Source organism: Aurantiacibacter marinus (genome assembly GCF_001021555.1).
Lineage (GTDB): Bacteria > Pseudomonadota > Alphaproteobacteria > Sphingomonadales > Sphingomonadaceae > Alteraurantiacibacter > Alteraurantiacibacter marinus.
This window is the reverse complement of sequence record NZ_LDCP01000001.1, coordinates 160,452-186,210: the sequence shown is the minus strand read 5'-3', so window position 1 is coordinate 186,210 and position 25,759 is coordinate 160,452. Positions and strand designations below refer to the sequence as shown.

25 protein-coding genes and 1 tRNA gene are annotated in these 25,759 nt (G+C 61.2%); 12 read left to right on the top strand and 14 right to left on the bottom strand.

Annotation, left to right across the window (positions count from 1 at the left end):
- Positions 1 to 7: 7 nt before the first annotated feature.
- Complete coding sequence (putA, locus tag AB731_RS00890) at positions 8 to 3,157, bottom strand: bifunctional proline dehydrogenase/L-glutamate gamma-semialdehyde dehydrogenase PutA (protein WP_047093189.1); 3,150 nt, start codon at positions 3,155 to 3,157, stop codon at positions 8 to 10.
- Between the two features lie 89 nt (positions 3,158 to 3,246).
- On the opposite strand from putA, the gene AB731_RS00885 reads away from it, so the two are divergent.
- Entirely contained in the window at positions 3,247 to 3,978 is a 732-nt protein-coding gene (locus AB731_RS00885; protein ID WP_047092811.1) for an Nmad3 family putative nucleotide modification protein, read from the top strand.
- Here the strand turns inward: AB731_RS00885 and AB731_RS00880 are convergent.
- Genes AB731_RS00880 through ftsE form a run of 4 tightly spaced genes read right to left on the bottom strand, consistent with a single transcriptional unit; the run spans position 3,975 to position 6,927 of the window.
- A complete protein-coding gene (locus AB731_RS00880) occupies positions 3,975 to 4,694 on the bottom strand; it encodes a lysophospholipid acyltransferase family protein (RefSeq protein ID WP_047092812.1) in 720 nt (239 codons plus the stop codon). The genes AB731_RS00885 and AB731_RS00880 overlap by 4 nt on opposite strands.
- A gap of 7 nt (positions 4,695 to 4,701) precedes the next feature.
- Complete coding sequence (locus AB731_RS00875) at positions 4,702 to 5,229, bottom strand: YdcF family protein (protein ID WP_047092813.1); 528 nt, start codon at positions 5,227 to 5,229, stop codon at positions 4,702 to 4,704.
- 10 nt (positions 5,230 to 5,239) lie between these two features.
- Positions 5,240 to 6,160, bottom strand: a complete 921-nt coding sequence (locus AB731_RS00870) for a cell division protein FtsX (protein ID WP_047092814.1) — start codon at positions 6,158 to 6,160, stop codon at positions 5,240 to 5,242.
- Positions 6,157 to 6,927 carry a cell division ATP-binding protein FtsE gene (ftsE, locus tag AB731_RS00865; RefSeq protein ID WP_047092815.1) on the bottom strand — a complete coding sequence of 257 codons (771 nt, stop codon included), beginning with the start codon at positions 6,925 to 6,927 and terminating at the stop codon, positions 6,157 to 6,159. The genes AB731_RS00870 and ftsE overlap by 4 nt, the downstream gene beginning before the upstream one ends.
- 162 nt (positions 6,928 to 7,089) lie before the next feature.
- On the opposite strand from ftsE, the gene AB731_RS00860 reads away from it, so the two are divergent.
- The 4 genes from AB731_RS00860 to trxB all read left to right on the top strand — a co-directional run bounded on the left by AB731_RS00860 (position 7,090) and on the right by trxB (position 9,642).
- Positions 7,090 to 7,992: a zinc-ribbon domain-containing protein gene (locus tag AB731_RS00860; RefSeq protein ID WP_047092816.1), complete on the top strand. Its 903-nt coding sequence runs from the start codon at positions 7,090 to 7,092 to the stop codon at positions 7,990 to 7,992.
- 120 nt (positions 7,993 to 8,112) lie between these two features.
- Positions 8,113 to 8,201: transfer RNA gene (locus tag AB731_RS00855), tRNA-Leu, on the top strand.
- 80 nt (positions 8,202 to 8,281) lie between these two features.
- On the top strand, positions 8,282 to 8,497 hold the full coding sequence (locus AB731_RS00850) for a hypothetical protein (RefSeq protein ID WP_047093190.1): 216 nt from the start codon (positions 8,282 to 8,284) through the stop codon (positions 8,495 to 8,497).
- A gap of 173 nt (positions 8,498 to 8,670) precedes the next feature.
- Positions 8,671 to 9,642 carry a thioredoxin-disulfide reductase gene (trxB, locus tag AB731_RS00845; protein WP_047092817.1) on the top strand — a complete coding sequence of 324 codons (972 nt, stop codon included), beginning with the start codon at positions 8,671 to 8,673 and terminating at the stop codon, positions 9,640 to 9,642.
- A 233-nt stretch (positions 9,643 to 9,875) separates the two neighbouring features.
- Here trxB and AB731_RS00840 read toward each other — a convergent pair whose 3' ends face one another.
- Both AB731_RS00840 and AB731_RS00835 read right to left on the bottom strand, forming a co-directional pair.
- Positions 9,876 to 10,781 carry a prephenate/arogenate dehydrogenase family protein gene (locus AB731_RS00840; protein ID WP_047092818.1) on the bottom strand — a complete coding sequence of 302 codons (906 nt, stop codon included), beginning with the start codon at positions 10,779 to 10,781 and terminating at the stop codon, positions 9,876 to 9,878.
- Positions 10,768 to 11,859: a pyridoxal phosphate-dependent aminotransferase gene (locus tag AB731_RS00835; RefSeq protein ID WP_047093191.1), complete on the bottom strand. Its 1,092-nt coding sequence runs from the start codon at positions 11,857 to 11,859 to the stop codon at positions 10,768 to 10,770. Before AB731_RS00835 ends, AB731_RS00840 begins: the two co-directional genes overlap by 14 nt.
- 108 nt (positions 11,860 to 11,967) lie before the next feature.
- On the opposite strand from AB731_RS00835, the gene metX reads away from it, so the two are divergent.
- Together metX and metW are read left to right on the top strand one after the other, a co-directional pair.
- Entirely contained in the window at positions 11,968 to 13,071 is a 1,104-nt protein-coding gene (gene metX, locus AB731_RS00830; protein WP_047092819.1) for a homoserine O-acetyltransferase MetX, read from the top strand.
- A complete protein-coding gene (metW, locus tag AB731_RS00825; protein ID WP_047092820.1) occupies positions 13,068 to 13,658 on the top strand; it encodes a methionine biosynthesis protein MetW in 591 nt (196 codons plus the stop codon). Before metX ends, metW begins: the two co-directional genes overlap by 4 nt.
- Before the next feature lie 7 nt (positions 13,659 to 13,665).
- On the opposite strand, the gene AB731_RS00820 is transcribed toward metW, so the two are convergent.
- The 6 genes from AB731_RS00820 to AB731_RS00795 form a co-directional block, all read right to left on the bottom strand.
- Complete coding sequence (locus AB731_RS00820; RefSeq protein ID WP_047092821.1) at positions 13,666 to 14,151, bottom strand: VTT domain-containing protein; 486 nt, start codon at positions 14,149 to 14,151, stop codon at positions 13,666 to 13,668.
- Positions 14,152 to 14,237: 86 nt separating this feature from the next.
- Entirely contained in the window at positions 14,238 to 15,077 is an 840-nt protein-coding gene (fghA, locus tag AB731_RS00815; protein ID WP_047092822.1) for an S-formylglutathione hydrolase, read from the bottom strand.
- Positions 15,077 to 15,472 carry a VOC family protein gene (locus tag AB731_RS00810; RefSeq protein WP_047092823.1) on the bottom strand — a complete coding sequence of 132 codons (396 nt, stop codon included), beginning with the start codon at positions 15,470 to 15,472 and terminating at the stop codon, positions 15,077 to 15,079. The genes fghA and AB731_RS00810 overlap by 1 nt, the downstream gene beginning before the upstream one ends.
- A gap of 11 nt (positions 15,473 to 15,483) precedes the next feature.
- Complete coding sequence (locus AB731_RS00805) at positions 15,484 to 16,590, bottom strand: S-(hydroxymethyl)glutathione dehydrogenase/class III alcohol dehydrogenase (protein ID WP_047092824.1); 1,107 nt, start codon at positions 16,588 to 16,590, stop codon at positions 15,484 to 15,486.
- Between the two features lie 169 nt (positions 16,591 to 16,759).
- The gene (locus AB731_RS00800; RefSeq protein WP_047092825.1) at positions 16,760 to 17,839 is read right to left on the bottom strand and encodes an SMP-30/gluconolactonase/LRE family protein; all 1,080 of its coding nucleotides are present in this window, start codon (positions 17,837 to 17,839) and stop codon (positions 16,760 to 16,762) included.
- Between the two features lie 72 nt (positions 17,840 to 17,911).
- Positions 17,912 to 19,342, bottom strand: coding sequence for an NAD-dependent succinate-semialdehyde dehydrogenase (locus AB731_RS00795; RefSeq protein ID WP_047092826.1), 1,431 nt, complete (start codon positions 19,340 to 19,342; stop codon positions 17,912 to 17,914).
- A gap of 115 nt (positions 19,343 to 19,457) precedes the next feature.
- Here AB731_RS00795 and AB731_RS00790 point away from each other — a divergent pair, with 115 nt between their 5' ends.
- The 5 genes from AB731_RS00790 to AB731_RS00770 all read left to right on the top strand — a co-directional run bounded on the left by AB731_RS00790 (position 19,458) and on the right by AB731_RS00770 (position 24,027).
- Positions 19,458 to 19,838 (top strand): hypothetical protein, encoded by a 381-nt coding sequence (locus AB731_RS00790; RefSeq protein WP_052768915.1) that lies wholly within the window; start codon positions 19,458 to 19,460, stop codon positions 19,836 to 19,838.
- A gap of 69 nt (positions 19,839 to 19,907) precedes the next feature.
- Positions 19,908 to 20,348 carry a hypothetical protein gene (locus AB731_RS00785; protein ID WP_047092827.1) on the top strand — a complete coding sequence of 147 codons (441 nt, stop codon included), beginning with the start codon at positions 19,908 to 19,910 and terminating at the stop codon, positions 20,346 to 20,348.
- A 73-nt stretch (positions 20,349 to 20,421) separates the two neighbouring features.
- Entirely contained in the window at positions 20,422 to 21,093 is a 672-nt protein-coding gene (locus tag AB731_RS00780) for a glutathione S-transferase family protein (RefSeq protein ID WP_047092828.1), read from the top strand.
- Positions 21,094 to 21,295: 202 nt separating this feature from the next.
- Entirely contained in the window at positions 21,296 to 21,706 is a 411-nt protein-coding gene (msrB, locus tag AB731_RS00775) for a peptide-methionine (R)-S-oxide reductase MsrB (RefSeq protein ID WP_047093193.1), read from the top strand.
- A 104-nt stretch (positions 21,707 to 21,810) separates the two neighbouring features.
- On the top strand, positions 21,811 to 24,027 hold the full coding sequence (locus AB731_RS00770; protein ID WP_082126299.1) for a transglycosylase domain-containing protein: 2,217 nt from the start codon (positions 21,811 to 21,813) through the stop codon (positions 24,025 to 24,027).
- 127 nt (positions 24,028 to 24,154) lie between these two features.
- Here AB731_RS00770 and AB731_RS00765 read toward each other — a convergent pair whose 3' ends face one another.
- Positions 24,155 to 25,732: a Do family serine endopeptidase gene (locus AB731_RS00765; protein ID WP_231638796.1), complete on the bottom strand. Its 1,578-nt coding sequence runs from the start codon at positions 25,730 to 25,732 to the stop codon at positions 24,155 to 24,157.
- Positions 25,733 to 25,759 lie beyond the last annotated feature (27 nt).

Genomic DNA, 25,759 nt, shown 5'->3' with positions numbered 1-25,759 from the left:
GAAGCGCTCATCCCCCGGCCAGCAAGCTCGCATTGCCGCCCGCAGCTGTCGTGTCGATTGTCGTGACGCGTTCGGTGGCAAACCGCGTTACATAATGCGGACCGCCTGCCTTGGGGCCGGTGCCGGACAGGCCTTCGCCGCCGAACGGCTGGCTGCCGACCACTGCCCCGATCTGGTTGCGGTTGACGTAGAAATTGCCGACGCGGGCGTGGGCTTCCACGAACGCACGGGTTTCCGCGATGCGGCTGTGCAGGCCAAGCGTCAGGCCGTATCCGGTGGCGTTGATATCGTCGATCACTTGCCGCATCGTGCCGACGGGATATCGGACGACATGCAGGACGGGGCCGAACTGCTCCTCATCCAGATCGAGGATTGACCCGATTTCGATGATGGTCGGGGCGACGAAGTGGCCGTCCTTGCAAATCTCGGGCAGCGGCAGGCGCGTGACGGGGAAGCCGGCTGCCTGCATTTCTGCGACATGCGCTTCCAGCTTGGCCTTCGCTTCTTCGTCGATCACCGGGCCGACATCTGTGGCGAGGTCCACCGGATCACCCACTACCAGCGCGCGGAAAGCGCCCTTGATCATGGTGAGCATGGTGTCGGCCACGTCTTCCTGCAAATACAGCACGCGCAAGGCGGAACAGCGCTGCCCCGCGCTTTGGAAGGCTGCCGCGATTACGTCCCGCGTCACCTGCTCTGGCAAGGCGCTGGAATCGACGATCATCGCGTTCTGTCCGCCGGTTTCCGCAATCAGGATCCCGATCAGCCCTTCACGCGCGGCGAGCGAGCGGTTGATTTTCTGTGCGGTGCCGGTCGAGCCGGTGAAAGCTACGCCCGCAATACGCGGGTCAGAGGTCAGCGCAGCGCCAACAGTGCCATCGCCCGGCACCAATTGCAGCACATCTGTCGGGATGCCGGCCTGATGGCACAGATCAATGGCCAGCGCGGCAATCAGGGGGGTCTGCTCGGCAGGCTTGGCCAGCACGGAATTGCCCGCCGCCAGCGCGGCTGCGGTCGGCCCCATGAAAATCGCCAGCGGGAAATTCCACGGACTGATTGTGGCAAACACACCGCGGCCATGCAGACGCAGCAGGTTTGTCTCTCCAGTTGGTCCGGGCAACGGCTGCGGGGCGCCGAACAGCATCCGCGCCTCGCACGCGTAATAGCGCAGGAAATCAACTGCCTCGCGCACTTCCAGCACCGCATCGGGCAGCGATTTGCCGGCCTCCCGCTCACACAGATCAAGCAGGCGCGCGGTATTTTCTTCCAGCAAATCGGATGCGGCTAGAAGCAGATCGGCGCGCGCCTCTCCGCCAAGGGCATCCCATGTCGGCTGCGCGGCGACCGCGCGGGCAATCGCGAGGTCTATGTCCCTGGATGTTGCCGGGATGCACTGGCCCACAACGCGGCCCGAGAAAGGCGAGTGCACATCTGTGCGGGCGCGGTCGCGTTCGGCGCGCAAGGTGGATCGCGCAATGGGATCATCGGTGCGCCAATGCTCCAGATCTTCCACCAACGGTGCCAGCGCCAGCGGATCGGCCAGATCGACGCCTGCGGAATTGCGGCGATTGGGATAGATGTGCGCGGGCAGGGGGATCGTCGGATTGCGGCGCGGGGTCATCGCGGCCAGCTCTGCGACAGGGTCCGTCACCATATCCGCCACCGGCACATCGGCATCGGCCATGCGGTTCACAAAGCTGGAGTTCGCCCCGTTTTCCAGCAGACGGCGCACCAGATACGCAAGCAGTTCCTTATGCCCGCCAACAGGCGCGTAAATGCGCACGGTGGTAAGATCATTGCCTTCGAGCTGCGCGAGCGTGTCATACACTTCCTCCCCCATGCCGTGCAGCCGCTGGAACTCATACGCCCTCCCGGCACTTTTCTGGCCTATCGCACCGCTGCTTGAGGCCATGTCATCCGCCAGGGCCTTGATCGCGCCCACGGTGTAGGCGTTGTGCGTGGCGAAAGCAGGGAAGATCACGTCGTCCGCTTTAAGAAGTTCGCGCGCGCAGGCGAGGTAAGACACATCCGTGGCGATCTTGCGGGTGAACACGGGGTAGTCGGTATGCCCGCCGACCTGACTGAGCTTGATCTCGGCATCCCAATAGGCACCCTTGACCAGCCGCACGAACAGCTTTCGGTCATGCTTGCGCGCAGCCCGCGCGGTCCAGCGGCAAAGCTCCACCGCACGTTTCTGATAGCCCTGGATGGCGAGGCCGAAACCGTCCCACTGCGTGCCGTCTGCCTTGGTGAACAGCGTATCGTCCGCCAACAAATCTTCGAAAATATCCATGCTGAGTTCCAGCCGCTCGGCTTCCTCGGCATCGACGGTGAAGTGGATATCCGCCTCCCGCGCCTGCTCTGCCAGTTCGCGCAAGACAGGAACGATGGCTTTGCGCGCAGCGGCGGCGTGGAGAAAATCGTATTTGGGATACAGCGCGGACAGCTTCACCGAAATGCCCGGCCCGCCGTGTACGCCGCCCGGTTCCTTGGCCAGCCGTTCGATCGCGTGCCAATAGGCGCGGGCGTAGTTTTCGGCATCCTCAAACGTCATCGCCGCTTCGCCCAGCATGTCGAAACTGTGGGCGATGCGTTTCTTGCGCTCCGGCTCGGCGCGTTTCATCGCCTCTTCGATGGTACGCGCATAGACGAATTGCCCGCCGAGAATTTTCATCGCCTGCTGCACTGCCTGCCGGATCACCGGCTCTCCCAAGCGCCCCGTGGTGCGGCGCAAGGTGTTCGCAAGGCCAGCTTCGCTGCGCACACCGCCGCGCAGGACTTCGCCTGTCAGCATGAGCGAGAAGGTGGCGGCATTGACGAACACCGACTTGCTTTCCCCAAGATGCTCCGCCCAATCGACATTGGCCAGCTTGTCCCTAATCAGCGCATCAGCTGTCTGCTGGTCCGGAATGCGCAGCAATGCCTCTGCCAGGCACATCAGTGCGATGCCCTCTTCGGTGTTGAGGCCGTAGCTGGCGAGGAAGGCATCGAGCCCCTTGCTGGTGCGTTTGCGCGCACCCTCGATCAGCTTCGTGGCGAATGCCGCAGCATTGCCATGAAGGGCGGATACGGGAGCAGCCTGTTCCAGCCGCTGGGCGATGCAGGCTTCTTCTTCCATGCGGTAAGCCTGGCGAAGCGCGAGTCGATCAATAGTCATCTGCGCAGCCCTTTCGCATATGGTTTCATCTGCAAGCAAGCAAAGTTGGCGCATTGCAGCGGCAATGGTGTTGGCGCAGGGTATATGACATGAAAATCATTCTCAGCCGAAAGGGTTTCGACAGCAGTTCCGGCGGCGGGCCTTCGCCGATTGTGGACGGGCGCGCCATCAGCCTGCCGATCCCGGATACGCAGGGAATTTCGCGGACGAGTTATGGTGCGCTGGGGCTTGGTGATCATGCGGGGCGAGCCAGTCGCGGCAGGCTGACGGGCCATGACAATTGCCATAACGATCCGATGTTTACAGGTGCGGGCCGCGCCTATCTTGGCCAATGCGGCGCGGCGCAGACGCATCTTGCCAATCATGGCGTGGGCGCGGGCGATCTGTTCGTGTTCTTTGGCCTGTTTCGCGATGGCAAAGCGCCCGCGCACCACCGCATTTTCGGTTTTCTGGAAATCGAACAAGTGGTGCATCTGGCTACTTGCGACGCGGGTCAACGCGGCGAATTGGTAGCTCTTGACCATCCGCATGCGTTGGGAATGCATGCCAGCAATGATGCAGTGTATTGCGGACGCGGCGTCAGCAATGCTCCGGCATGTTCAGAGCTGCGCCTCACCGTTCCAGGAGGCCCGCCAAGCCTGTGGCAAGTGCCAAGCTGGCTGCACGCGGCCGGGTTGAGTTATCACAGCAAGCCTGATCGCTGGCTGCCGGATCACCGTCTGCAAAGCGTGGCGCGGGGGCAGGAATTCGTTGCCGATGTGGGGGACCGGAAAGACGCGCACCGCTGGGCCGCGCAAATCATCGCCTTGATTATCGGCTAGGCCACTTCGCCTGCTGGCGCACTTGCGATCTGCGGGTCGCCATTCAGGGTATTGATCGCTTCATGCACCCGGCGTTCCACTTCCTCGCGGGGGAGGCCGGGTTCGATAGCCTCGCCGAAATGCCAGGTAACCGTGCCTTTCGGTTTCCAGAACCGGCGGTAGATAGGGCCGCTGTTGATCGCGACTGGCACCACCGGCAGGCGGAACAGCTTGTACAGGCCCGCAAAGCCGGAGCGCAGTTCACGGTGCTCGCCATGCGGAACGCGGGTGCCTTCGGGAAAAATCACGATGGAGCGGCCTTGCGCGATTGCGGATTTGCCTGCCCTGAGCATGGCCCGCAGCGCTGTCGCACCCTGATCGCGCGCGACCGGAATCAATCCGTAGGCCAGCCCGGCACGGCCCCAGAACGGCAGATCGAACAGCTCCGCCTTGGCAACGCCAGCGGGATGATCGAAAGTGTGCGCCAGCGCAATCGCTTCAAAAAAGCTTTCATGCTTGATGGCGTAGAGCACGGGCATCGTGGGCCGCGTGCCCGTTTCGCGAATGGTGATGCCCAGCAGGCGGGTGCAGCACCAATGGTGCCAGCTGGACCATGTGTCGCAGATTGGCCGCACCCATATTGGGCGGACATAGGTCGCTGCCGCCGCTGCGACCGAAATCAGCAGGGACCCGCCATAAAAAGCGATGTAAAAAGCGATATTACGCGGCACGATCATCGGTTGGTTATCCCAGGGCCTGCAGCGTCCAGACCACGATAAACTTGTGATATTCCACAAACAGCGTCGACAGACTTACCTCTGATCGTACAGCATCGCGCTCGATAGAAACACCCTCTGGCAATTGGTCGGCCAGTTCTGCGGCGGCTCTGCGCATGTGCCAGTCTGCCGTCACAAGGCGCAGCGAATTATACCTGCGCTCTTCCATCCAGGCAGCCGTTTCCCGCGCATTGCCGCGTGTGTCGAGGGCGGAAAAGCCCAACGTGACGCAGCAATTCATCAGCCTGTCCGGAACGTTGAATTCAACCTGGAATTCACCCGGCAGCACCGATGGGTCCACGCCGGTTACCAGCATTTGCTCCGCTGCACCCAATTGCAGCACTTCCAGCCCGCGCTGGATGCGCCCGCCGCTGCCGGTAGGCACGACGATAGCGTCGGTTTCAGAAGGCTCTGCCGGCTGCGGCAGGGCGATTGCAAACCAGAAAAACCCCAGTGCCCAGGCAATAAAAGGAATGGCGATCAGAGTTCGGAGCAACAGGTCGGCCTTATATCATGCGCCGCAATGCAGCGATTACGGTCAAGCGCGCGGTGATCACGGCAAGTACGATGCCGATAACAGGAATTGCGGCAATCGCCAGCCAGTCCAGCGGGCCAAGTCCCCCGCCTGCGACGAGGCCTGATCCCAGTCCAGCAAATTGCTGGCCGAGCATGAATACGGCCGCCAGTCCCAGCAGCAATCCGGCGGCTCCGCCCAAAGCTGCGTCCCAGGCGATGGAGCGTTGGAAAATGCCTGCGATCTGCCCGTCTGTGCCCCCCAGATGATGGATCACCTCAATCGTTTCTCGGTTGGAGCCCAGGGCACTGCGCGCTGCGAGCCACACGGCGGCGGCGCTGGTCAGGGCAAGCAGGGCGATAAGTCCAATGGCGAGGAATTGCAAAGACCGCACCGCGTCGAAAACCGGCCCCAGCCAGCTTGCCTGCGCATCAATTCGCGCAGCCGGTGCCTGCGCCAGTAGCTCGTCGCGCATGTTGCGCAGGCGCTGTGCGGTGACAGGACCGGACAGCCGCACATCTACAAGCGCGGGGATGGGTACGCCGTCATCTTCCGCCGCGCCGACATCACCCAGCCACGGGGCAAGCAATGCAGACAGTTCCTCGTCAGGCACGCGCCTGACCGATGCGACATCTTCCCGGTTGGAAAAATAGGACACCGCACGCTCTGCCTGCCGGTCACGCTCGATCGGCGCGCCCTCCACGATCTGCACGGTAATCCCGCCAGCAATTTCATCTCTCGCGCTGCCGGCGATATTGTTCAGTGCCAGTCCCGCCGCCGCTGCCATGACGGTCAGCGCGATCATGATGGCGATTACCCATGGCATCGGCCCGGCAATGCGCGCTTGCTGCAGCAACCTTGCAGAATCGCCGAAACGCGGGGCACCGCGGCGGATAGGCGAAGGCGTGCTCATTTACGCGGAAGCTCCCGCTGCGGAACATCGCGGCTGGGAAGATCACGTTTGGGCAGATCACGCTTGGGCGGGTATCGCAGCGCGCCGGTGGGGTCGGACAGCTTGCCCTTGTCCAGCCGCATGATCAGCGAATCGGGTACCTTGCGCAGCAAGTGGACATCGTGGGTGGCCACAACCACTGTCGTGCCCAGCCGGTTAAGCGCTTCGAATAACCGCAGCAGTTTGACCGCCATTTCGGGATCGACATTGCCGGTCGGCTCATCCGCCACCAGAATTTCCGGGCGGGCGATCACGGCCCTGGCAATGGCGGCGCGCTGCTGTTCTCCGCCGGACAATGTCTCTGGCCGGGCTTCGCTGCGGTGGTCGAGGCCGACCCATTCCAGCATATCGGCTACCGGTTTCTGCAACCGTTCTTCCGACATACCCGAAATGCGCAGCGGCAAGGCGACGTTATCGAAGGTTGAAAGATGCGGAACGAGGCGGAAATCCTGAAACACCACGCCAATGCGCCGCCGCACACCCGGCAGGCAATTGCGCGGCAGTGTGATCACATCCTCGCCGAACATGGAAATAATTCCGCGGCTGGGCCGCTGCGCCAGATACAGCAGTTTGAGCATCGAGGTTTTGCCCGCGCCGCTGGCTCCGGTGAGGAAATAGAAGCTGCCGGGATAGAGCGTGAAGGAGATGTCGCTCAGCACTTCACGGTCGGTGCCATAGCGCAGCCCGACGTTGGCAAATTGGACAATTGAACTTTCGGGATCGCTCATGGTGCCTAGCTAAAGCCTCGGGTGGGCGACGGGAAGGGCACAAAAGCCATGCAAAGCGCGTATATACGCTGGCGCTTGTGGAAAAAAGCCGCAAGATAGCGCTTCTTGCAGTGTGACAATCTTGTTGCATGCGATTGCTCAGCGTAGGCACATCGACGGCCCATGATTATTCAGTGCCCTGCCTGCACGACACGCTATGCCGTGCCAGATACCGCGATTGGTGTGGGTGGTCGAACTGTGCGCTGCGCGAAATGCCGCCACAGCTGGTTTCAGGATGGCCCTGAACTTGATCTTCCGCCCCGCGGTGAAAGCGACAATGCGGACGAGGCTGAACCTGCGCCAAACCCGCAATCCTCGACCCAAGCGCCACCAGATCCGGCCCAACCGGATACGAGCGAGCCAGATTCCGATGCCAGTGGCGCGCAGGCGGGAACCGAGACGGCCCACTCTGAAACCGTCCAGTCTGAAACCGTCCAGCCGGACGCAGTCTCGTCCGATCCCCCACTACCCCAGCCGCCAACGGAAGGCCCTTCACGGTCATCCTTGCGCGACGAGATCCGCCCGCCACGCGCGGCATCCACCGATTTCGGCGATCCGCCCGCATCTGCTTTCGATCCAGAGCCTCCGTTCCGCCCGCGCCGCAACCCGCTGAAGGTGTGGACCTGGGCCGCGGGTATTTTCGCGGTCGTGGCAGCAGGCCTGATCTTCGCGGTGTCTTACTGGGGCCTGCCCGACTGGGTGCCTGTCGAACGCCCGACTTTCGCTGTTGGAGAGCCGGATCTGCAGCTTGATTTCCCACGCGAACAGCAGGAACGGCGCACTTTGCCCAATGGCACGGAGTTTTTCGGTGCGAGCGGGACGATCACCAATATCGGGACTACCACTCGCACGATCCCGACGATCCTGATCGTGCTGCGCGATTCGCGTGACCGCATTGTTTACAGCTGGGAAGTGCCACCGCCGCAGCGCACGATCGCTCCGGGAGAAAACGTGCCTGTCAGCGAAGCGGTAACCGATATTCCGCGCTCCGCACGCGAAGTGCAGATCGGCTGGAAGCCCGAGTAACTGCGCCCCGGCGCGCGGTACTTGTGCCTCACCGCAATACACTGCTTGCAGCGGGGAAACCCTTTTGCTAGTGGCGCGCTCCTACCGGGGTGGGCCATTGGTCCGCACTCCAACCGATGTGCGGTCGTGGCGGAATTGGTAGACGCGCAGCGTTGAGGTCGCTGTGGGAGTTAAATCCCGTGGAAGTTCGAGTCTTCTCGACCGCACCATCAGTCTGAATTGTCTCAGCAATTTGTCAGTTGTGGAACCTGTACCCTTTGTCATCCGTTGGGGGCAAAAGGAGACAATCATGATTGGCAAGATTATTGGCGCCGGCGTAGGCGCAGCACTCAGTAAACAGACACGCAGCATTGGCGGCACTACTGGTGCCGTACTCGGCACAGTTGCAGTCCCTATCATTTCGCGCATGAGCCTTCCGGCCATGCTGGCGATTGCGGCTGGCGGATACGTCGTGAAGAAATTTGCGGACAAGGGCCGGACAGGCGCACCGCGCGCAAACGTCTGATCCATGCAACAGATTGAACGAAAAGGGCGGCCCGCTGTGGCCGCCCTTTTTGTATTCAGCGCCATAAGCGAGATGGCCAGCGCTTGGGATGAAACCGAGTGACCGCTTGATGCGAATGTCTCCGAACATTACTTGCCAACATCAAGCAGCAGACAGATTCGGAAAAACTCATCATGGCTACCCACAAGACCCGCATGCTCATCATCGGCTCCGGCCCGGCTGGTTATTCCGCCGCCATTTATGGCGCGCGCGCCGGGATGGAACCGATTGTCGTGCAGGGCCTGCAGCCCGGCGGCCAGCTGACCATCACTACCGACGTTGAAAATTATCCTGGCTTTGAAGACGTAGTCCAGGGCCCGTGGCTGATGGAGCAGATGCAGAAGCAGGCAGAGCATGTCGGCACGAAGATGATGTGGGACACGATTGTCGAAGTGGACTTGGCAAACGGCTCACCGTTCACCGCAATCGGTGACAGCGGGGACGAATATATCGGCGATGTTCTGGTGATCGCAACGGGCGCGCAGGCCAAATGGCTGGGTGTTCCGGGCGAAATGGAGCTGGGCGGCAAGGGCGTGTCCGCCTGCGCCACGTGCGACGGGTTTTTCTATCGCGGCAAGAAAGTCGCCGTGATCGGCGGCGGGAATACGGCTGTTGAAGAAGCGCTCTACATGACCAACCATTCGGACGACGTGACGCTGATCCACCGCCGCGATGAACTGCGCGCTGAAAAGATCCTGCAGGACCGCGTTTTTGCGAGCGAAAAGATTACCACCATGTGGAACAAGACGGTCGAGAGTTTTGCAGCTGGAGAGGACGGCAAGCTGGGGCTTCTTAATCTGGTCGACACGGTGACCGGCGAGAAATCGACGCTCGAGGTGGACGGAGCCTTCGTGGCTATCGGCCACGCGCCTGCGACGGAACTGTTCAAAGGCAAGCTGCCGATGGACGATGGCGGCTATCTGCTGGTTGAGGCAGGCACACCGAAAACCAGCATCCCCGGCGTGTTCGCCTGCGGCGATGTGATGGACCACACCTACCGTCAGGCCGTGACGGCGGCTGGCACCGGCTGCATGGCCGCGCTCGATGCAGAGCGGTTCCTGGCGACGCTGGAGTTTGCCGAGAAGGAAGCTGTCGCGGCGGAGTAGGGGCTCTACACCAATGCGAAAACGGCGACCTCACACGGCAGTATTTGCCTGCATCGGCTTGATGGGGCTAGGCCTCATAACCATCCCGCTCACGCAGAGGTTTGAAGGTGAGGTGATTTCCGGCGTGCTGTTTTTGACAGGTATGATTGCGTTAGTGATTGTGAGCCTTGCCATGCTCGCGAGAAGTCTCTGGTAATAAAGACAGCGCCGCTCGTCCTGAGCGGTGATGTTCGCTACTCATGCCCCCGCCCGAAGTCGGGCCGCGCATCGTCCTGGCCCTGTTCCAGAATGCTGCGGCGGATCGCGCGGGTGCGGGTGAACAGGTCGAACATCGCCTCGCCGTCGTCTGCTTCGATGGCGTCGCGCATTGAGCCAAGATCGGCCTGAAACCGGTCCATCATTTCCAGCACTGCATCCTTGTTGTGCAGGAAAACATCGCGCCACATGGTCGGATCGCTGGCGGCAATGCGGGTGAAATCGCGGAAGCCACCAGCGGAATATTTGATCACTTCGCTGCGCGTCACCTCTTCCAGATCGCTGGCTGTGCCCACGATGGTGTAGGCGATAAGGTGCGGAATATGGCTGGTAACTGCTAGCACCATATCGTGATGCGCCGCGTCCATGACTTCGACTGTGGAGCCGAGGCTTTTCCAGAATTTGACCAGCGCCGCGACCTTGGCCGCATCTGCGTCTTCGGGCGGAGTGACGATGCACCAGCGCTGGTGAAACAGGCTGGCAAAGCCCGCGTCCGGCCCGGATTGTTCCGTACCCGCAACGGGGTGGGCGGGGATCACGTGATGGCCGGGCAATTCCTCGGCCAGCGCTTTGCCGACGCGTTGTTTGGAAGATCCGACATCGCTGATGATGGCATCCTCTGACAGGCCCGGCGCGATGGCCTGCGCGGCGCCGCGCATTGCCCCGACGGGCACACACAGCACCACCAGATCGGCACCGCGTACGGCCTCTGCCGGATCGTCTGCGATGGTCTGCGCAAGATCCAGCTCGCGGGCGCGTTCACGCACTTCGGAATCGGCGTCATAGCCGGTGGTGGCGACACCAGGCAGATGTTCACGCACCGCCAGCCCGATAGACCCGCCGAGCAGTCCCAGGCCGATGATCGCGACCTTACGAAAGGGCATTCGCGCCGCCTGTCACGTCAGCCAGGACATCGGCAATCGTGTCCATATCGGCCCGGCTGCCAATGGTTATGCGCAGGCCATCGCCAAGGCCCTGACCCGGTAAATGGCGCACGGCAAAGCCTGCATCGGCAATCGCGTGCAGCGCTGTTTCTGCGGTCACCTCGCCCCCGAACATCACCAGCAGGAAATTGGCCTTGCTCGGCACAACGCAAAGCCCGCGGTTGCCCAGCATCGTGATGCGCGCCTCGAACCGTTCACGCTCGATGCGGTTGTGGTCGCGGCTGCGTTTCACGAAGTCCTGATCGCCCGTCGCTGCCAAGGCCGCGCGCTGCCCGCTCGAGGTCACGTTGAACGGGCCTCTGATCCGGTTCAACGCGTCGATTATGTGCGGCGCGCCCGTAGCCCAACCGATGCGTTCGGCGGCAAGGCCGTAAATCTTGGAAAAAGTCCGTGTGACCAGAACATTCTCATGCGCTGCCGCCAGTTCCATACTGCCGTCGTCTTCTTCCGGCTCAAGATATTCGGCATAGGCCTGATCCAGCACCAGCAGCACATCGGCTGGCAGACCTGCGTGGAGCCGCGCAACTTCTTCGCGCGGCAAATACGTGCCGGTGGGATTGTTGGGATTTGCCAGGAAGATGACGCGGGTGCGCGGGGTGACGCGGGCCAGCAGCGCATCGACATCGGCGGCGTAATCGCGGTCGTCCACCTCAACCGCATCCGCGCCGCAGCGCTTGGCGGCGATATCGTACACGGCAAAGCTGTAACGGCTGAACATCACCTCGTCGCCCGCCCCGGCATAGGCCTGCGCCGCGAGATTGAGCAGTTCGTCAGATCCCGTGCCGCACACAATGCGCGCCGCATCAATGCCATGCAGTTCGCCAATCGCTTCGCGCAAAGCGGTCGCGCCGGGATCGGGATAATCATTGGGCGAACCGGCAATTGCCAAAGCATCCAGTGCCACGGGAGAACAGCCCAGCGGGTTCTCGTTTGCAGACAGTTTCACCAGCGGCTTGCCATCGGACGCACTGGATTTCCCCGGCACATAGGCATGGATCTGCGCCACATAGGGCTTCATCTGCGGGCGGGCGTTTGCGGTCTTGTCAGTCACGGGGCCTGCGCATACCGTCACTCGGGTACGATTGACAGCCTGCAACACCTCCCCCAAGTCGATTTCCAGACCATTATGGCCCCTAACACCGCACCTTCTTTCCGCAAAAAGGCGCTGCCTGACCCGCTTCCTCTGGATAGCGGGCGTGAACTGGCGGGCGTTGAAATCGCGTTTGAAACCTATGGCGAGCTAAATGTGGATCGCAGCAATGCAATCCTTGTGTTCCACGCGCTGACCGGGGACCAGTTCGTTGCAAGCGAGCATCCCGTCACCGGAAAACAAGGTTGGTGGGAACGCATGGTCGGCCCTGGCAAGCCGATCGACACGGCCCGCTATTACGTTATCTGCGCCAATGTTCTGGGCAGTTGTATGGGATCAACGGGGCCGGCCAGCCCTGATGCTGACGGCAAGCCGTATGCCAAGCAATTCCCTGTCATCACCATTCGCGACATGGTGCGCGCGCAAATGCGATTGCTCGATGTGCTGGGTATCGAAACGCTCCACGCTGTCGTCGGCGGATCGATGGGCGGGATGCAGGCGCTGAGCTGCGCTGCCAATTTCCCGGAGCGTACAAACCGCGTTCTCGCCATTGCGACAACCGCGCGGCACAGCGCGCAGAACATCGCCTTTCACGAAGTGGGGCGCCAGGCGATCATGGCTGATCCCGATTGGCAAGGCGGGGCCTATTACGGCAGCAACACGCCGGACAAGGGCCTTTCCGTCGCGCGAATGGCGGCGCATATCACCTATCTTTCCGAAGCCGGCCTGACCGAGAAATTCGGGCGGCGATTGCAGGACCGGGACGAAAAGAGTTTCGGTTTCGATGCCGATTTTCAGGTGGAGAGCTATTTGCGCCACCAGGGCATCAGCTTTACCGACCGCTTCGATGCGAACAGCTATCTGTATATCACTCGCGCGATGGATTATTTCGATCTGGCGGAGGAGCACGGCGGACGCTTGGCGAATGCCTTCCGGGCGGCGAGCGATACGCGCTTCTGCCTCGTCAGTTTCGACACCGATTGGCTGTATACGACCGCCGACATGCGCGAGATCGTCCATGCCCTGAACGCGGTCGCCGCGCCGGTCAGCTTCGTTGAACTGAGCGCGCCCTATGGCCATGACAGTTTTCTACTGGATGTGCCCGCGCTGGACCGTGTCGTGAAAGGTTTCATCGGATGAGCAATTTGCGCCCCGACCTCGCCAAAATCGCAGCACAGGTTCCGGACGGCGTGCGCGTACTGGACATCGGCTGCGGCGATGGCGCTCTGATGGCCGAATTGCAGACCGGCAAGGGTGTCGATGCACGCGGGATAGAGATTGACCCGGAGGAAGTAGAAAAGGCCGTCGCGCGCGGACTTTCCGTTGTGCAGGGCGACGCGAACCGCGATCTGGCCGATTATCCCGACGGGGCTTTCGATGTCGCGATCCTGAGCCAGACCTTGCAGACCGCAGAGCGGCCCGACTGGCTACTGGATCAATTGCTGCGTGTCGGGCGGACCGCCTTCGTCAGCTTTCCCAATTTCGCCTATTGGCGCATGCGTTTTGCGCTGCTGCTGGGCGGGAAAATGCCGGTGGTGCGGCACTTGCCGGTCAGCTGGTACGCCACCAGGAACATTCACCACCTCACGGTAGAGGACTTCCGCCTGCTTTTGACCGAGAAGGGTGTGACAGTGGAAGACAGCTGGTACTTTGCAGGCGGGCGCGAAATTGGCGGGGCGAACGCCAATTGGCGCGCCGAGCATGCGGTCTTCCGGTTGAGCAAATAGCGCGGCGTTAGAACGCAGACCCTGCGCTTACCGCCAGAGTGATCGCTGGCAAAAGGCCGAGCAGAGTGGCGAAGGCGAATGTGCGGCCGGTAATCGGGGTTGCAGCGCAGCCCGCCGCGATCAGCACGTGCGGCACGCCAGCAAGCCGTGCACCTGCGACATAGATCGGTCCGCGCCGTTCAAGATGACCTCCCACCTCGTCCAGCTGCGTACCGAAACGGCGGCGCATGCCGGCAGCGAACCAGCGACGCGATGCGAGGAACAGGATGTGGCTGCCGATTACGGCACCCAGCGCGACGACCAGTATCCCGCCGAAGCCGAGCAACAATCCGCTGAGAAAAGCCGTTGGCGTAAGCGCGCCGGGAATGGAAAAGGCCATGATGGACGCGGTGGTTAACGCGATAAGCGCAGAAACTGCCACGCTTCCAAAGGGCATGGCAGCAACCGCCTCGACGAGGCCAAGCGGTAACCATTGAGCAATAACGGAGTCCATATACCTCCAGCGCCGGAGATTGCGGCAGGTTCCGGCGTATCTTGAATTACGCTCTAATCGTTACTGAAATGCAACTCTGGAAAGGCTCAGGCCTTCAACAGTTCGGCATGCCAGCCGATGTGGTCTGCCATGAAGGTGGAGACAAAGAAGTAGGAGTGGTCATAACCCTCGTGCATGTGCAGATCGACTGCCATCTCCGCGGCGCTGCAGGCATCGGTGAAGAGATGCGTTTTGAGCTGACCGTCGAGCCATTCGTCGGCAGTGCCTTGCTCGACGCGGCAATTGTCGATCCGCGCGCCATCTTTGATCAGCGCCACGGAATCATACTCCCGCCAATCTGCCCGGTCTTCTCCGAGATAACCTGTCAGCGCCTTGTCGCCCCACGGGCAATTGAGCGGCGAGACGATGGGCGCGAAGGCTCCGGTGGAGCGGAAGCGCCCGGGATTGCGCAGCGATACGGTCAGCGCGCCGTGGCCGCCCATGGAATGGCCGGAGATACCCTGCCGCTCCATATCGACCGGGAAATTCGCCGCGACCAGCTTGGGCAGTTCATCCTCGACATAGGTGCGCATCTGGTAATGCGCGGCCCATGGCTCCTGCGTGGCATTTACGTAAAATCCTGCGCCCTGGCCGAAATCATACTCCTCATGGTCGGCCACTTCCGGCCCGCGCGGAGAAGTATCGGGGCAAATGAAGATGATCCCGTGCTTTGCGCAGGCCGCCTTGTATTCGCATTTGTTCATCGCGTTTTCGTGCGTGCAGGTAAGACCCGAAAGCCACCAGATGACCGGCAGCTTGGTCCCCGGCGCATGGTCGGGGACGTAGACTGCGAAGGTCATCGGAGTGCCGGTGCTGGTGCTTTCGTGCCGCCAGACCTGCTGCTCACCCGTGTAAGAGCGAGAGGTGGAGATGTGTTCCAATGTCATCAGCCTGGCCGGTGAATGCCGCAGATCTTGTGGCCGTCCAGGTCGAGGAAGTAACACAGGTGCAGCGTGCCCAGTGCTCCGCCATCGCGCGGACCGGGCGGGTCTTCGATACTGGTACCGCCTGCGGCCACGGCTGCATCGTGCAGTTCCTTCACCTGTTCTGGCGAACTGCAGCGCAGGCCGATTGTGGAACCATTGGCGCAGTTGGCAGGATTGCCGTCGATCGGCGTGGTGAGGATAAGAATGGACCCGTCATGGACGAACAGGGCGCGCGTCTGGCCGGTGGCGTTATCGTGCATCATGGGTGCCCCGGCACCCAGAACCCCGAGGACTTTCTCATAAAACGTGACGGACTTTTCCAGATCGTTGGTTCCCACCATAACGTGGCTGAACATGCTGTATTCTCCTAAAAAATGACGACGCTGCGGATGCTTTCCCCTGAATGCATCAGGTCGAAGCCTTTGTTGATGTCTTCCAGCGTCAGCGTGTGGGTGATCATCGGGTCGATGGCAATCTTCCCGTTCATATACCAATCGACGATCTTGGGAACATCCGTGCGGCCCTTGGCCCCGCCAAATGCCGTCCCGCGCCAGTTGCGGCCTGTGACCAGCTGGAACGGGCGGGTGGCGATTTCCTTGCCGGCCTCCGCCACGCCGATGATGATGGAAGTGCCCCAGCCCTTGTGGCAGCATTCCAGCGCCTGACGCATGACGTCGGTATTGCCGGTGCAATCGAAGGAGTAATCCGCCCCGCCGTCGAGCAGCTCAACCAGATGTGCGACCACATCTGCGGTGTCCTTCGGGTTGACGAAGTCGGTCATGCCAAACTTCTCGCCCCATTCCTTCTTGGCCGGGTTGAGATCGACGCCAACGATCCGGTCTGCGCCTGCCATTCGTGCGCCCTGAATGACGTTCAGGCCGATGCCGCCAAGGCCGAACACAACCACATTATCGCCCGGCTGAACCTTGGCCGTGTTCACCACCGCGCCCACGCCTGTCGTCACGCCGCAACCGATGTAGCAAGAGGTTTCAAACGGCGCGTCGGTGCGGATTTTCGCAAGCGCGATCTCGGGCAGCACGGTGAAATTCGAAAAGGTGGAACAGCCCATGTAGTGGTAGATCGTCTCGCCTTTGTAGGAGAATCGGCTGGTCCCGTCGGGCATCAGGCCCTTGCCCTGTGTTTCCCTGATCGCACTGCAAAGATTGGTCTTCCCGCTCAGGCACATTTTGCACTGGCGGCATTCGGGCGTGTAGAGCGGGATCACATGATCGCCCGGTGAAACACTGGTGACGCCCGCACCCACTTCGCGCACAATACCTGCGCCTTCATGGCCCAGAACGCTGGGAAACAGGCCCTCGCTGTCGAGCCCGTCCAGCGTGTAGGCATCGGTATGGCAGATGCCCGTCGCCATGATTTCGACCAGCACTTCCCCCGCCTTCGGGCCTTCCAGATCAAGCTCCACAATTTCCAGCGGCTTCTTCGGTTCAAAAGCGACGGCGGCACGGGTCTTCATATATTGCAGATCCTTGGAAGTGAGGGCGGCTCAGCTCCGGCTGAGCGTGAGGTTGACTGATATGCATATCGGGACCGTCTTGCCACCGATGATTGCGTTCTGTGTCTTGCTGCAATTCACCAGCGTGCCACTTTGCTGAGATCGCGCCAATACTGTTGCGATGGACGCTTCAGCGATCGAGGCGGACCAATGCGTTGCCAAGGTTGCTGACGTAAACCGTACCGCCGCCGGGTGACAGGATGACACCGGTCAGAATGCCGGGCATCGGCCGATACAGATCTTCGTTCAGCATGGGCGTTACTGGTTCACCTGCGGCACGTCTGCGCAAAAATTCGCCTTCCACATTTTGGGTATTCTCCGGCGTTGGCGTGAAGACAGGCTGCACGGTTCCGCTATCAGGATTGATTACCGATACCTGGTTCGTAAGCGGCTGCGCTACCCAGATATTACCGTCTGAGTCCACCTCCAGATTGTCCGGCGAGAACACGTTGAAAGTGGACCGCGCCCCGTTCAAGTTACCGCTGGCGAAGTCCACCGGGATTATGTCCACGAGATTTGCCATCGTTTGGGCCACGTAAACAACCCCGCGGCTTTCATCGAGCGCTACTCCATTCCCGAAATCAAGGCCGCCAACGACTTCGCTGGCTTGCCAGGCGTCATCGGCATCTCTGGCGAGACGGTAAAGCGCGCCGTCGTTCAGAACTTTGTCCACCGCCTGCCACATGCGTGTCTGCGAATCTGGCCCGCTGCCATTGCGGGTGGACTGGGTGAACCAGATTGCGCCGGAGCTATCGGCGACGGCTGTGTTGACCCCGAATTCATGATCGAAAACCAGTTCTACATCGCCAGTTTGCGTGTTCGCGCGGAAAATCTTGCCTTCCACAATATCTGCGACAAGCACGTGGATTCCGTCCGGCTCCAGCGCGACGCCGTTAGGATTGCTCCAGCCCGCTGCAGGTCCGACGATGAACCCGGCAGCTGCGAAATTGCCGAAAGGGGTCTTCGTGCCATCCTCTGCCAGTGTGACGAGGCCATGTTCTGCATCGCCGACCAGCAGGCGACCATCCGGCAGGACGACCCCATCCTCTGCATGGAGAAGCGACCCGTCTGCTGGGAAGAGGCTTACATCCTCCAGCGTCCATTGCGGCAGGTCACCCGCACCCGCTTCTGCAGTTTCAGTATCGGCTTGCGCGCAGGCTGACGCGCCCGCCAGCAGAACGACGGCGATGATGTGTTTGCGAATGCTCATATGCCCCCCCAGCTATTTCTTGATGAAAGCGTGGCAGCGGGCCGGGCCGTTGGCAAGCGTGGATGGTGCAGGTCAGCCCTCGTGAATGGCCTTTACGACCATGCAGGCCATCACGCCTTCGCGGCCATCCTCGCTGCCGTATCCCGACCATTTGACCCCGCCAAACGGCGCATCGACGGTGGACACGCCGCCGGTGTTAATCGCCAGCATTCCGGCCTCCACCTCTGCGGCAAGGCGGCGGCGGCGTGCGGGATCATTTGTCCATGCATATGCTGCTAGGCCGTATGGCAGGCGGTTCGCTTCTTCGATCATCGCAGCTTCGCCGGGCATCGCATTGAGGATGGCGACGGGGCCGAAAGGTTCATTGTTCATGATATCGGAATCAAGCGGCACTTCGCTCAGCACGGTAGGTTGGAAGAAGAAGCCCTGATTGCCGATCCGCTCTCCGCCGGTCAGCAGGTTTGCGCCCTTGTCCTGCGCATTGGCGATCAGCTTGGCGATATTGTCGAGCCCGCGGGCATTCGCCATCGGGCCCATATCGGTGCCCTTGTCCATGCCATTGCCGACCGTCAAAGCCTTGGCGCGTTCCACAAAGCCGTCCCGGAATTTATCGAAAATGTCTTCTTCGATTAGGAAGCGGGTGGGGCTGACGCAAACCTGGCCGGCATTGCGGAATTTGTTCGCAACCATCGTGTCGAGCACTTTGGTCAAATCACTATCGTTAAACACCAGCACCGGACCATGTCCGCCCAGTTCCATGGTGGCGATCTTGAGATCGTCTGCAGCCATCTTCGCCAATTGCTTGCCCACCGGGGTGGAGCCGGTGAAAGTGATTTTGCGGATGATGGGGGAGCCGATCAATTGCTCGCTCACATCACTCGGCACACCGAACACGCATTGCACTACGCCGCCGGGAACGCCGGAATCGAGCAGGGCCTGCACCACGGCGATGCCGGATGCAGGTGTTTCTTCGCTCGGCTTGACGATCACGGAACAGCCCGCTGCCAGCGCGCCGCCGATCTTGCGCATCACATTGATCGCGGGAAAATTCCACGGAGCGAAGCCTGCGATGGGGCCGACGGGGTGATATTGCACTTCGGCACGCGCACCTTCGCCGCGCACCAGCGTGCGGCCATAGATGCGCTTGCATTCCTGTGCGTAAAATTCCAGCAGATTGGCTGAATAGCTCGCTTCGCCGCGCCCTTCGGCAACTGGCTTGCCCTGTTCCAGGCAAAGCGTTTCGCCAATTTCCTTCGCCCGTTCCCGGATCAGGCCTGCGGCCTTGGTCAGGATGGAAGCGCGCTTGTCCGCCGAGGTCCGCCGCCATTCGTGAAAGCCGCGCTGCGCCGCTTCCAGCGCGCGGTCCAGATCGGCAGGCGTCGCATGGGGAAGCGTGCCGAGCACTTCTTCGGTTGCCGGATTGATAACATCTTCGGTCTTGCGTCCGTCGCCGGAATGCTGCTCGCCATCAATCAACAAGTGGAGCGTGGGATAATCGGTCATAAAGTCTCCTGTTGCCGCCCATATCCGCATCGGCCCGCCGGGCTTCAAGGTATTTCCTTGTGCGCGGGAATATTCGTGAAGCCAGCGTTCAGATCGTTCTGCTATAGATCAGGGCATGACGCTGCTTGTGCCCCTGCTCGCCCCCTTTCTTGCCCTTCTTGCAATTCCTCAGGAAGCTGTCCCGCAGGATAGTGCTTCGCGGGAGGATGCACCCTCCCTCAGTCTGGAGCACCGGATGCTGGTGCGGTGTTCAGCCGCATTTGCCTTGACCGCGAACGGGCAAGTAAACGGGCAGGCAGGCGCGCTGCGTTACCCCGCCATGGCGGAGCGCGGGCAGGAATTTTTCGTTCGTGCCAGCGCGCAGGTTATGGACGAGGCCGAGCTTGACCGCGCGCAGATTTCGGCCGCGCTGTCCGCCGAAGCGCAGCAATTGCGGGACAATGGCACAATTGACGATGTGATGCCCGCGTGCCTGGGGCTTTTGCCCGCCGAATAGGCATTCACCGGCGGCTCATCCGGCTCGTGCGACAAATGCACAACACCGCTATTGCTGGAGACTGACGCGATGCGTTTGCCCTTGATCACCGTGGCCCTGTTTTTCGGGGCCGCATCCACGCCGGCCTTTGCGCAAGCTGCCGGGGAAGCGCCTATGGCGGCAGTTGCGGAAGCTCTGGAAGATCCAGCTACGCAGGACCAGGTGGCGCTGACTGCCGCTGCTCTGGTCGGTGTGCTGATGGAACTGCCCGTTGGTACTCTGGCGCAGGCCGCTTCAGAAGCGACGGGAGAGGGTGGTCCGGCGATCGATCCCGATGCGCGGGTGCGCGATCTTGTCGGTATGGAAGGCCGGGACGCTCCGCAGCAGGTAGCACAGCGGTTGCCTGAAATGATGACGGCGCTGGCTGGCATGGCAGGCGCACTCCAAGGGATGCTTCCGCAATTGCGCGAATTGGCCGATCGCTTGCCCGAAATGCTGCCTGAAACATTGTCGGCAGAACGCGCCGAATAAACAGCACTGATTGCATTACTGAATTGAGATGCTGGACCGCCGCGCGCCGTTGAGGCAATAGCGTCAGCCAACCATGTGGCACCTCTATCATTTCCCGCTCTGTCCTTTCAGCCGCAAGGTGCAGCTCGTCCTGGGCGAAAAGTCGATCGCCTATGATCCGATCACGCTGTATCCGTGGGATGCGGGCGAAGAATTCCGTCGCCTGAATCCTGCTGGCCGCGTGCCCGTGCTGCACGATTCGGTGCGCAATTGGGCACTGATCGACAGTCAGGCGATTTGCGAATATCTGGAAGAGACAGTGGCGGAACGCCCGCTGATCCTTGGATCGGCCCGCGCGCGCGCGGAAGTGCGGCGGCTGGTCGCTTTGTTCGATGAAAGTTTTTTCGGCGATATCACCGGGCCATTGCTGCATGAAAAGATGCGCAAGCGGCTGGTTCTGCGGCAGTCGCCCGACAGCAAGACCTTGCGCGAAACATCACGGCTGCTGCACGAATATCTCGATTACATCGACTGGCTGGTGGACAATCGCCGGTGGCTGGCAGGTGAACAGTTGAGCCTCGCCGATTTTGCCGCGGCTGCGCAGATTTCCGTGGTCGATTACCTGGGTGATATGGACTGGTCCGACCATACCAGTGCGCATGAATGGTACCGGGTGATGAAAAGTCGCCCAAGTTTCGGCCCGCTACTGCGCCAGAAGATGGATGGCCTGCCTCCGCCAAAGCACTATGCGGACGTGAATGATTGATTCTCACGGCAAGCCGGGTTTGGGCGGCCTTGCGGTTTGCTGGCCGCAAACCGATATACACAGACACGATAGATAGCTCGCCCAAACGGTCGTGCAGCGACCGCGAGGCCGAATGGCCGCCCGCAGCGTGGGCAGCTTGCCTGCCCGAAAGCGAGGAAAGCCAAGGGGCCGGATGGCCCCGCCGGCGCTTGAGGAGAATATTATGCCAGACAAAGTCGAACTCACCGAAGCGCAGTGGCGCGAAAAGCTGACACCGGAACAATACCACGTCTTGCGCGAAGCCGGGACGGAGCGGGCTTTCACCGGCAAGTACGAAAAGAACAAGGCAGCGGGCATCTACAAATGCGCTGGCTGCGGTCTGCCTGTGTTTGAAAGCGACACGAAGTATAACAGCGGTTCGGGCTGGCCCAGCTTTACCGATCCCACATCTGCCGATGCAGTCGACGTGCATCAGGATGAAAGCCTCGGCATGGTCCGCACCGAAGTTGTGTGCGCAGCCTGCGAAGGCCATCTCGGCCACGTTTTTCCCGATGGACCAGGCCCCGAAGGCCTGCGGTATTGCATCAACAGTGCGTCGCTCGCGTTCGAACCGGAGGATAAAGCAGGCGATTGAGCGCGATGGCCGTTCACGCCTTATTATATTTGCCTTATACAATGTGGCTCTTCACAGGGTGGCAGGGGCGCGCGAAGCGTCCAGTTGCAGGAATATAAGGGCTGATGGCCAAACGTCGGGGCACTCGCTCCAGCACACAAAAAATGCGGGATACGGCTCCGCGCGGCTGGAAGGCCGGGATTTGGCGTTGGACCAAGCGTCTGACCGTGGGCGGGTTGTTGCTCGCTATCCTTGGTGCGATTGGCCTGTTCACTTCGGTGTATTTCGCCGCGCAATCCATGCCGTCTTATGCAGAGCTCAAGCAGAGCCAGAATGGCCAGACCATTCTGGTGCGCGCCCGCGACGGATCCGAGATCGTCGAGCTTGGGCCAAGCTATGGCCAATGGCTGGATGCCGATGAGATTCCGCAGGTAATGAAGGATGCGATGGTCTCTGTAGAAGACCATCGTTATTATTCCCATTTCGGTGTGGACCCGATGGGGCTGGCGCGTGCGGTATACAATGCCGCGGCCGAGGACCGGCAGGTCAGTGCGACCTCCACCATCACGCAGCAGCTGGCCCGCAACGTATTCCTCAATTCGAACCGCACGATGGGCCGCAAGGCGCGCGAGGCCGTGCTGGCGATGGCGCTGGAGTGGAATTTTACCAAGGACGAGATTCTCGAACTTTATCTCAACAAGGTCTATTTCGGCGGCGGCGCATACGGCATCGACAGCGCGAGCCGCAAATTCTTCAGCCATTCTGCAACGACTCTCAGCCTGGAAGAAGCCGCGATCATCGCCGGTCTTGTAAAAGCGCCCAGCCGATATTCACCCACTGCCGATGTCGAGGCCGCGGTTGGCCGCGCCAATGTCGTGATCGGGCAGATGGTGCGTTATGGCGGCCTTGATCCCGCAGTGGCGCGCGAGGTGAATGTAGAGGCTGTCAATCTGCGCGAGGAGATGGGCCAGAATTCGATCCGCTATTTCACCGATTGGGCGCTTCCCCAGCTTGATCTGTTGCTGCCAAACGGCACGTTCGAACCGATCGAGGTCTGGACCACGATCGATGTCGGGATGCAGCGTGCGGCCACTGCTTCTGTGCAAAGCAATGCGCCGGAGGGGGCGCAGGGTGCGCTGGTCAGTCTGGACCGGGACGGGGCGATTCTGGCTTTGGTCGGCGGTACAGATTACGTAACCAGCAATTACAACCGCGCGACCGATGCGATGCGTCAGCCCGGATCATCCTTCAAGCTGTTCGTTTATCTGGCGGCGCTGGAGGCAGGTTATACGCCTGACGATAATGTGCAGGACGTGCCCGTCACCATCGACGGCTGGAGTCCGCGCAATTCCGGCGGCAATTATGCCGGCCAGATCGATGTGCGCACGGCATTCGCCTATTCCAAGAACTCGGTTGCGGCGCAGCTTGGTAATGAAGTGGGCTTCTCCAACGTTGCCAGCATGGCACGGCGTTTCGGCATCACGACGCCGATTGCCACCGTCCCTTCGATGACACTGGGGTCTTCCGAAGTTCGGCTGATCGATATGGCCCGGGCCTATGCCGCCGTTTCTGCAGGTGGCCAATCGGTTGAGCCTTACGGTATCTTGCGCGTGACCACGCCTGATGGTGAGGAAATATACCGCCACTCCAATGCCCGCAGCTACCGCCTTGTGCCCGATTACGTGGCGGCCGGAATCACCGATCTGCTGCAAACCGCTGTGGCCACCGGCACGGGCCGCGCGGCGCAGATCGGCAGGCCGGTGGCGGGCAAGACCGGCACGACCAATTCCAGCCGCGACGGCTATTTCGTCGGCTTTTCCAGTGGCGTCACCACCGGCGTCTGGATGGGGCGTGACGATAATGGCCGTGTTGCAGGCTTGCAGGGCGGCACTGCGCCGGCGCGCGCGTTTGCTGCCTATATGCGATACGCCGTGCGGGATCGCCCGGTGGAGGAATTCGATACCGATCTCAAGCTGCCGGACTGGGAGTTGGAGCCTGACGATGAGCTGTATTACGGCGAGGAAGGCGATTATTATTACTACATCGACGAGCAGGGCAATCTGGTCGAGCCGGGTCGCACCAATCGTGCGCGGGACGAAGGTTTCGACGTGGAAGGCGAAGGCAGCGATATCCGCCGTGATCCGCTCGATCCGCGCGGGATGGATGAACAGCGTGGCGGCACCCGCAGTCCCAATCGGCCTGCTGGCGGACAAAGCCCGCAGAAGCCTCCGCAGGCCGCGAGCGATGATTTTCTGGAGCAGGCGACCGGGCAGGACTTGCCGAGAGACCAGCCCCGGCAACGCCGCATGGCCGATGATCTGATCAACGAACAGCGGTTTTAACCAGAGGTTCGCAGCTGGCCTGTGATCGCGGGGGCCTCAGCCTTGATCACCACGCTTGCCCACAAACGAAAACGCCCGGCAAACCGCATGGGCGGCGCCGGGCGCTTTTTCGAAAAGGCCGGTTTCTCTATTCGTCGTTGAGACGAACAGGAACAAGCTGGGGCTGGCCGCGGCGCGCCTGCACCCGCAGGAGAACTGCATTGCGGCCCGCAGCGCGCGCATCGGCAATAACCTCCTCCAGTGCTTCCAGGGTCGGAACCGCCCGGCTGTTGGCGCTCAGGATCATAACCCCGCGTGAAAGCCCGCGCCTTGCCGCATCGGAATTGCCGTCCACACCGGTGATGGCAAGGCCCTGCGTATCGGATGGGACGCCAAGCTGGCGGGCGATGGTTGCATCGATCGGGATGGCCTGAATGCCCAGAGCACTCTCGACCAGACTGCTCGAATCGCCCGGCGTCATGCCGCTGTCCGGCTCGTCGTCATCATTGAACATCTGCTGCTGCGCGAGCTCTTGTTCGCTCGGGCGGCGGCCCACGGTCACGTTCGTACGGCGGCGTTCGCCATCGCGGATGTAGGTCACTGGCACAGTTGTACCGGGCGCGATATTGGCAACAATGAACGACAAGGTCCGGTCGGGCGTGATGTCTTCGCCATTGACCGAAAGCACCACATCGCCCGAACGCAGGCCAGCTTGCTGCGCAGGCTGGTCCGGCTGGACCATCTGCACCAGTTCGCCGCGGTTCTTCGCGATACCCAGCGCGTCGGCGATATCTTCATTCACCGGCTGGATTTGAACACCCAGATAACCACGCTGGATTTCTTCGCCTGCGATCAGCTGGTTGACGATTGGCTCTGCAACCTCGGCCGGGATCGCCAGACCAATTCCGACGCTGCCGCCCGATGGTGACAGGATGGCATTGTTGATGCCGATCACATTGCCCTGCATGTCGAACAGAGGGCCGCCCGAATTGCCGCGATTGATCGCCGCATCTGTTTGCAGGAAGCGATCATACGCGCCGGAGCCGACGTTGCGCAGCACACTGGAAACGATCCCGCTGGTTACTGTGCCGCCAAGGCCGAACGGATTGCCGATGGCGATCACCCAGTCACCCACGCGGGCCTGGCTGGAATTGCCGAAGCGGACGAAGGGAAACGGCTCTGCGCGCGTGATTTTCAGGACGGCGAGATCGCTCGCGGCATCTGTGCCGATCAGCTCGGCTTCATATTCCGTGCCATCGGGCAGGGTAACGGTGACCTCTTCCAAGGTCGCTCGCGCGTCCGGCGAAACAACGTGATTGTTCGTTACGACATAGCCATCCGCTGAAACGAGGAAGCCGGAACCCAGCGAAGTCGCTTCGCGTGTCTGCGGGGCAGAGGGCGCCTGTTGCTGTTGCTGACGGCGCCCGAAGAACTGGCCGAACGGCGTGCCGGCAAAGGGGTTGGCCTGCTGCTCTACCGTTACTGTCTGCCTGGTCGAGATGTTGACCACCGCAGGCTGCAATTGCTCGGTCAGATCGGCAAAACTGGCAGGTGCTCCGGCGCTCGGGACGACATTGTCCATCTGGATGCGGTCGTTCTGGGCCACCTGGGCTCCAGCCGGGTTGCCGGTGATAAGCGAAACAGCAGCGCCGCCAACAAGCAGGGCTGAGGTGATAGCGTAGGAATAGCGCACTGGCTTCACGTCCTTGTTATCCTCTTTGTTCAAATCTGTATCCGTCCCAGGTCCTTTGCA